The following is a 1,661-nucleotide window of genomic DNA, read 5'->3' on the forward strand; positions in this document are numbered from 1 at the left end:
AATTGCGGGGATTCTAGGCTCAAACAACAATCGCAGGCAAAGCCCGACTTACATCGCCTAACCTAATGGTCGATGCCCCAACCATTTGAATATTACGCGCAGCGTTTTCGTCTCTCCCATTGACTGATTGACAGGATGGACAACGCCAAACTCTTATAGACAAATCAATACTTTCTAAAATATGCCCACAACTCGAACAAGTTTTGGTAGACGGACACCACCGATCTACAAACACCACTTGTTTATGTTTCTTTTTAGCAACCCACTCTAAGATTTGCAAAAACTCACCAAAAGCTAAGTCTGATATTTTTCTTCCCCAAAGACGTTGCATCCCCTTGAGATTTAAGGTTTCAAAACACAGCACATCAAATTTGTCAGTGAATTCATGTGCTAACTTCCAAAACCAATCACGTCTTCGGTTAGAAATATCTTCATATCTACGTACTAGATTTCTTCTTGCCCGTTCTCGGTTGGATGAACCTTTTAACTTTTTAGAATGCTGTTTACTAGCTTTTCTGATGGTATTGAGAGACTGCTTGAAGAATTCAGGAGATTCAACTGTGGAGCCATCTGAGCAAGTAAGGAATGTTTTTAGACCGAAATCAAAGCCAGCTATTTTACCTGTCTCAGCTTCAAATTCTAGTTCAGTGCAATTATCAACAACCACAATCAAAAACAACTCGCCCAGCGGTGTACGCTTAATGGTTAGTGTTTTGACTGTTCCCTCAATCTCTCTGGATTTCCAAAATTGATATACTCGATTACCAATTTTTACTCTATTGCCACCCAAAAACTTGTAGCCAGCTTGTTTAAGAGTGAAAGATTTATACTTCCTTACCTTCTTAAATCCTGGGGGTCTAACTCCTTTTTTGTTATCTTTAAAAAATAGTTGGTAAGCCTTCTCGATGCGTTGGCAGATATCTTGCACTGATTGAGAACCTACTAATTGCCAAAATCGAGTCTTCTTCCGCAACTTAGCAATATGAGACTGAAGTTTTGTACTCGACAAGTGTTTACCCCACATCTTGTAATAACGACGATGAAGGGCAATGCAATGGTTGTAAATTACCGCACTCGCGTTAATTGTGCGCTTGAGGTATCTATTCCGTTTGTCTTCGTACAACTTAAATTTCAGTGTCTTCATCTGATTATGATATCATCTATTTCGTAGATAATCAATACTCATCTACATGAAACCTGTATACAATCACTACAACCATGCAATTGGTTTGGCTACTGTTCATCTAGTCTGGATACCGTGTCGCCGTAGGAGGATTTTTGCAAACAATGAGCCATTGAAATTCAGGTGTATTGAGATATTTCAATCAGTTGCCAATGATAATAAATGGGTGATTAAGGCTTTAGAGGTTGCACCAGATCATATTCATCTACTGGTTGAATATGACCCGCATCATTCAATATCTCAAGTGGTGAAAGCGTTTAAGGGTAGGTCATCAAGATATTTACGGCAAGAATTTCCTTCCTTGATGAAACTGCCTAGCTTGTGGACACATTCATATATGTTTGATACCACGGGGAAAGTTAGCACTCAGAAAGTTTTAGAGTACATTAATGACCCGCATCACGGATAAATAAATTTATCCTGTTCGCTTATATCCCCCGCATGAATGACGGGGGCTTTACGCTTCACGTACTCGTAA

General features: G+C 39.4%; 2 protein-coding genes. One reads left to right on the forward strand and one right to left on the reverse strand.

Going from position 1 to position 1,661, the window contains the following annotated elements; translation table 11 throughout:
* Positions 1-19 precede the first annotated feature (19 nt).
* Complete coding sequence (locus tag AABK37_RS41250; protein ID WP_432557155.1) at positions 20-1,144, reverse strand: RNA-guided endonuclease InsQ/TnpB family protein; 1,125 nt, start codon at positions 1,142-1,144, stop codon at positions 20-22.
* A gap of 46 nt (positions 1,145-1,190) precedes the next feature.
* On the opposite strand from AABK37_RS41250, the gene tnpA reads away from it, so the two are divergent.
* On the forward strand, positions 1,191-1,592 hold the full coding sequence (gene tnpA, locus AABK37_RS41255; RefSeq protein ID WP_432557156.1) for an IS200/IS605 family transposase: 402 nt from the start codon (positions 1,191-1,193) through the stop codon (positions 1,590-1,592).
* Positions 1,593-1,661 lie beyond the last annotated feature (69 nt).

The sequence above is a fragment of the Tolypothrix sp. VBCCA 56010 genome (assembly GCF_050875635.1).
Classification (GTDB): domain Bacteria; phylum Cyanobacteriota; class Cyanobacteriia; order Cyanobacteriales; family Nostocaceae; genus Hassallia.